Origin of the sequence: Helicobacter bilis ATCC 51630 (assembly GCF_000686565.1) — a bacterium.
Classification (GTDB): domain Bacteria; phylum Campylobacterota; class Campylobacteria; order Campylobacterales; family Helicobacteraceae; genus Helicobacter_A; species Helicobacter_A bilis.
The window spans coordinates 1-5,559 of the sequence record NZ_JMKW01000082.1; the positions used below are offsets into that span (position 1 = coordinate 1).

The following is a 5,559-nucleotide window of genomic DNA, read 5'->3' on the forward strand; positions in this document are numbered from 1 at the left end:
TATTCATTATAGTCTTTTTGTGCTCTTACATAGATTTCTTCATTATCTTTTATATTTGATAGGGTAAGTTCATTATAACCTTGTTCAATGGTGTTTGCTGTGTTTGAATGCTCTGTTTGTGATGAATCTGCTTGGTTTAGTGAATCTGATGAGTTTCTTATATTTGTTAAGTTTATTGTTCTGCTTGATAAAGAAGTCTTATGGGAATCTAGGGGATTATGTATTAGGCTAGGATTAGTTGTATTATATAAACTTCCAGATATAAATGGCTTATCTATATCATTATCTAAGAAAGAGATTATGACTTCATCTCCAATTCTTGGAGTATGATAGAAGCCAGAAGAGTTGCTTGCAATAGGAGATGCTACTCTAAGGAATGAAGTATATGAATATCTCATTTTATATGTGTTGTTCTCTTGATTAGTGCGTGTTTGGTTTGTGCTATTACTCTCATTGGTAGTGTTTGGATTATCTTGTAAATAATGTTTATCTTTTTGGATTCTTTCTAAGAGGGCATTATCTCTTTTTTCTTGATTTGCATAGATATTCATTCTCACTTTTACTCGACCATATTCATCTGTATAGATTGTGTTGTGTTCTTGCAAAATCGTTTGATTTGCTTGTTCTTGTGTTGGTGCTCTTAGATAACCTTCTCCTATTACAATACCTTGTGTATGCAATGGTGCTTTTGGTTTAGCTTTAGTATTTGGGACATAAAGCATATGAGAAGGCATAAGCTTTAAAGTGTTGCTATAAGATTGGATAAAGCCATTTTGATTTTTAGATGATGATGATATTATAGATTCATTGTCATGAGAGTTACTTATTGTTGTGTGAGCGACATCTCCTTGTGCTGTGCTGTATTGTGTTAAAAGTGCATTATCTATGAGTGTTTGTTCTATGGCTACAACAATAAACTCTTTATGTTTATTAAGCAGAGTGTTATCATTATTTGCATATTTATATTTTTCATAATCTATTTGCAGAAAGTCTGCTAGACCTAAATGATAAATATTGCTTTGTGCCTTTAGGGTTGCATCAAGCATTTGTAATCTTTTTGCTTTGAGATGCAGTGGCTTTCTTGTATCAATAGATTGTGTAAAAGAAGAGCTGCTATCATAAGTATGTGTAAAAGAAGTCAATGTATTATCTGGTTGCCCTGTTTCTTCATCTTGATATGTATAAATCTGAGAAGAAAATATATCAATTGGAGCATTTGCATCATGACTTGAATAAGTAAATAAATTGCTATGTAAGTTTTCTTCTTTAGAAAAGTTATGGATACATTCTTCTTGAAGTGTATTAGCAACTGCATGAGGATTGTAAGCAATATTTTTTGTAGGTTTTGTTGTCAAACTATCACAAAAATAAATAGTATTTGCATCTTCATAAAAGTAAATACCATGGTTATGAGCTATTCTAGTTATAAAATCTAGATCAGATTCATTATATTGAGAAATAATTTCTTTCGTATTATATGTTTGAATGATTTGAGAAAAATCAAGAGTTTTTTCTAAGTATCCTTCATAAAATTTTAAGGTGTGTTTGATAACTTCTATTGGTGTTATATCAGTATAGATTCTATAAGCAGTATTGAGTGATAAGCGAAGAAGTGGTGATTGCAATGTAAGGGTAAAATTATGTCTATAGGTAAGTGTATTTGTGGTATTTTGTTGAAAAGAACCAAGGTATTGCAAATGCGTGATAATGCCTTTATAGGTTGTGGTTTGCATATTTGAGTAAGAACGATCAAAATAAATTATCTTACTATCCTTATTGTGAGGGGAATGAGAAATATTGAGAGTGGCTAAACAATTAAGAAAGTCTTTTGGCTGCAAAGAGATATTTGAATTATGGGAATTTACTTCTAATAAAAGGTTTTTTTGCATAGATTCTATAAAACCATTGCATTTTATACTCAATGGAGATTCTAGACTTTCTTTAATAGTTGCTTGAGTAAGTGTAAGATTGAGAGATGGTTGAGATTCTTTTGTGTCTTGACTAGAATAATGTTTTTTAAGATTTGAAAAGGTGGAGAGTGAGAGATAAGATTGCATAATAACCCTTTGTGTAATTAAGAAGTAATATGATTGAAGAGCATAAGAAAAACTCTAATTTTATTTGCGAGATGAATTATTTTTAAATAGTTTTGTTTTAATAATCCAGTGTAATGCTAATCCCATCTAATCCTAGAGGTTTGATAGAGAAATATTAGCTTGTGTCACTTACTTCTAAGCATTTCTCCAATCATCGCTCCCACTCGTTCCAGCAACAACATGCTCCCAAATGATTTTTCTGTAATTTAAAGAAACCTGAAAGAGCTCTGTTTTATCGTTATTGTTTTTATCTTGCGCATTAGGCATAACAAGATTAATGTCGGTAATAATAGCATCTTCAAGCTTTGTTGTAAAATAATGTTCGGCTCCACCACTCATTGATGTTCTAAACCAATGCACCTCTACATTGTTTAATCTTTCGCCTTTTGTTAAAGCATTGTATAAAAGCGGTACCGCTTTATTTAAAGAGCAAGTGAAAACAAAAGGTTTATGCACTCTTTGACCACTTGGTTGTCCGCTTTGAGTATCTGTTGGAACTGTTACAATATGAGATATTTCTTGAGCCATTATCTCATCTTCATGTCCTGATTGATATCTATTACCAATACTTGCTTCAGTAGAAGCTCCACTGGAAATGAGACCTTGAGTAACACCTTCTATCCTAATATAAGCTGGTTGTGCCATACGCATCCTTTGTTAAGGTATAATTCTTGATATTATAATAGGGTTTGGTCAATATGCAGAAAAATACCATAAAATTTAATGGTAAAGTAATTAAAAATTATCACGCTCATACTACTTTTAATAATCTATATCAAGAAACTAACAAAACTATTTTTAGAGAATTATCAAAAAGTGATTTAATGAAAATCCAAGATATTTTATCAGCAGAGCTTAGAATACAAATAGGGGAGAGGGGTGGCAATGAAAAACATCAACATAAATAGTAAAGAGAAAAGGTAACACAAACTGCTATGAAGCATTTTAGCGAAATTCTACTAGAACTTGAAATAAAAGTAAAAAAGATTAGGAACAAAAATGAAAGAGGATAAAGGTTATCAAATGCCAAGCCAAAGAAATACAACAAAGTAAAGAATTTTTACAAAATTTATTGGGTGGAAAAACACAACTATTTCAAAGAATTTAATTAAAAAATATTTCAAAAGTATTTTTTTTTTTTTGATATTGTGTATAATATTTGTGTATGTAAATTAATATACAAAAAAAAGGAGTGGTATGCCATTTATAAAACGTGGGCTTTTTTACATTGCTTTCAACATTTTTGATGAGTTTTGTAGGGTGTGCTGATTTATTAAAATTCTCTCAAGATACACGAGAAAAAGTGAATCATCCTATTCAAGCATTCACAAATAAGAATAACAATCAAACAGATACTGAAGAAAATAGGCAAATAGATTGCAGTGAATTACCGAGCAAAATTATGACAAGAGAAATAGACAGAGAATCTTATCGGAGTCCAATATTAATAGAAATAGAAAAAAAGCAAAACGAGCACGATACAACATCCATGCTACCACCAATAGAAAGTTTGTGCGAGTATTGCCCAAGCTCCCTATGGTTTATAACCAACCACAAGTTGCAATGCTTTTGCAACAAAATGCATTACCTAACATATTCAAAGAAAGATCAGAAAAACCCAATACAAATGTGCGATGGGCAGATATTGGGATTAATAGAGATTAATGAGATAAATACCGAAAATATAAAGGAATGAAATGTTTGCATTAAGTCAACTATCTGTATTAGAGCGAGAGAGGCTTTTTAAAACACTGCGTATAAACATTACTCATCATAGTAATGCTATTGAAGGACTGACACTAAGCTTTGGAGAAACAAAAACATTACTTGAAAGTGGTAAGACGGCAAATAATAAGCCTCTTGATGAGCAACTTGTTGTTTTAGGGTTTGCAAATGCTTATGATGTAATTATAAGAGAGGCAAGTGATAAGAGTAGGATTCTAGAATCTTCATTTATTAAGGATATTCATTATCTTATTTTTGAAAATGCTTTTAAGGTTATGCCGCATTTAGTTGCTAAACCTATTGGTGCGTTTAGGACAAATCAGGCAAAGATTATAGGTTCGCAAGTAAAATTAACACTGCCTCACCTTATTGACCAAGAATTAGAGAATTTGCTTTTTTTATATCCTAGTAATGCTTTAAGTTTAGAACAAATTGCCTATTTTCATATAAGTTTTGAAAAAATCCATCCATTCTCTGATGGTAATGGGAGAACAGGTAGACTTATTATGGCATATCAAGCCATTCAAAATGATTTTATTCCTCCGCTTATTACAAACGAACAACGAAAAGCATATTTGGAACTTTTAGAACAATGTCAAATGCAAAATGATATTACCGCCTTTACACTATTTTTGCAAGAATGCCAAGCACAGAGTTTAGCATTAATTTCTAGTAAATAAAACTACATGTATAATACATAAAATATACTTTTATTATACATATATAATATTGTATATAAACTATTTATAACTATATTATATATGTATATTATAGTGCTATATTTATTTTTTATATTGAGATTCACTAAATAACAATATATTATATGTATAATATATTGTTATTAACTATTTAATATTATTATATTAAGTAAATAATATAAATAGGATTAGTGCATGATTATTTCGATTGTAAATGAAAAAGGCGGGAGCGGTAAAACAACCCTAGCAGTTAATCTTGCTGCACGACTTGCAGAAGATGGAGATAATGTTTTATTGGTGGATGCAGATCCACAAAAATCTAGTGAAGTGTTTTCAGATATGAGAAGTCAAGCTAACTTAGAGCCACTTTTTCTAGTGTTTCAAAAACTGGTATAAGTCTAGGCGATGAGATTAAGCGTATGCGTGGCCATTTTGATAGCATTATAGTGGATACAGGTGGAAAAGATTCTAAGGAGATGAGAAAGGCAATATTGGTATCAGACATTATCATTATCCCCACAATTCCATCACAATATGATGTCAATGTGTTAGATCATATGTTAGAACTTTATGCTGAAGTAAAGGATTTAAACCCTAAGCTACTCTCGCTTATTTTGGTTAATCGTGTTTCACCTAACCCATTTCTTACAAAAGAACTGACAAATCTTAAAGATTATATTCATGTTACAAAACAAGAAATGTGCTTAGAAGATGTAAAAGTCTTAGATTCTGTTATCTATGAAAGACAGGCTTATCGTAAGGCAGTTATTGAGGGCAAGAGCATAAAAGAGTATTGTGATAATTCTGATAAAGCTTTAATAGATTTTGAGGTATTCTATCAAGAATTACTTACAAACGCAAAAAAACATTTTATGTAATATGTATGTAAATTACATTAATATTACTTAGTTATTTAATGTTTAATATATTTAGATTATATTTATAATATATGTATTATGTTAATATAGCATAATGTTGTATAAAATGATAAAGAATGACTCCAAAGAGTAATTATTTATCATCTATGAATAAGGAGAATT

At 30.3% G+C, this 5,559-nt stretch carries 5 protein-coding genes and 1 pseudogene; 4 read left to right on the forward strand and 2 right to left on the reverse strand.

Translation table 11 applies throughout. From position 1 onward, the window contains the following. The coding region (locus tag T368_RS0110755; RefSeq protein WP_051591332.1) for a type VI secretion system Vgr family protein at nucleotides 1-2,057 on the reverse strand (2,057 nt) is incomplete at its 3' end. Nucleotides 2,058-2,231: 174 nt separating this feature from the next. Continuing rightward, the gene (locus T368_RS0110760; protein ID WP_004084744.1) at nucleotides 2,232-2,741 is read right to left on the reverse strand and encodes an Hcp family type VI secretion system effector; all 510 of its coding nucleotides are present in this window, start codon (nucleotides 2,739-2,741) and stop codon (nucleotides 2,232-2,234) included. Between the two features lie 53 nt (nucleotides 2,742-2,794). On the opposite strand from T368_RS0110760, the gene T368_RS0110765 reads away from it, so the two are divergent. The 4 genes and pseudogenes from T368_RS0110765 to T368_RS14040 all read left to right on the forward strand — a co-directional run bounded on the left by T368_RS0110765 (nucleotide 2,795) and on the right by T368_RS14040 (nucleotide 5,397). Continuing rightward, a complete protein-coding gene (locus T368_RS0110765; protein WP_004084743.1) occupies nucleotides 2,795-3,004 on the forward strand; it encodes a hypothetical protein in 210 nt (69 codons plus the stop codon). Nucleotides 3,005-3,342: 338 nt separating this feature from the next. Then, complete coding sequence (locus tag T368_RS14700) at nucleotides 3,343-3,792, forward strand: hypothetical protein (protein WP_004084742.1); 450 nt, start codon at nucleotides 3,343-3,345, stop codon at nucleotides 3,790-3,792. Between the two features lies 1 nt (nucleotide 3,793). Beyond that, nucleotides 3,794-4,501 (forward strand): Fic family protein, encoded by a 708-nt coding sequence (locus T368_RS0110775; RefSeq protein WP_004084740.1) that lies wholly within the window; start codon nucleotides 3,794-3,796, stop codon nucleotides 4,499-4,501. A 213-nt stretch (nucleotides 4,502-4,714) separates the two neighbouring features. After that, nucleotides 4,715-5,397, forward strand: a pseudogene (locus tag T368_RS14040) (AAA family ATPase). Nucleotides 5,398-5,559: the final 162 nt, after the last annotated feature.

What these genes read in the sequence shown, in the direction of transcription:
- T368_RS0110760 (WP_004084744.1), bottom strand. Translation starts at nt 2,741, where the DNA reads ATGGCACAACCAGCTTATATTAGGATAGAAGGTGTTACTCAAGGTCTC.
- T368_RS0110765 (WP_004084743.1), top strand. Translation starts at nt 2,795, where the DNA reads ATGCAGAAAAATACCATAAAATTTAATGGTAAAGTAATTAAAAATTAT.
- T368_RS14700 (WP_004084742.1), top strand. Translation starts at nt 3,343, where the DNA reads ATGAGTTTTGTAGGGTGTGCTGATTTATTAAAATTCTCTCAAGATACA.
- T368_RS0110775 (WP_004084740.1), top strand. Translation starts at nt 3,794, where the DNA reads ATGTTTGCATTAAGTCAACTATCTGTATTAGAGCGAGAGAGGCTTTTT.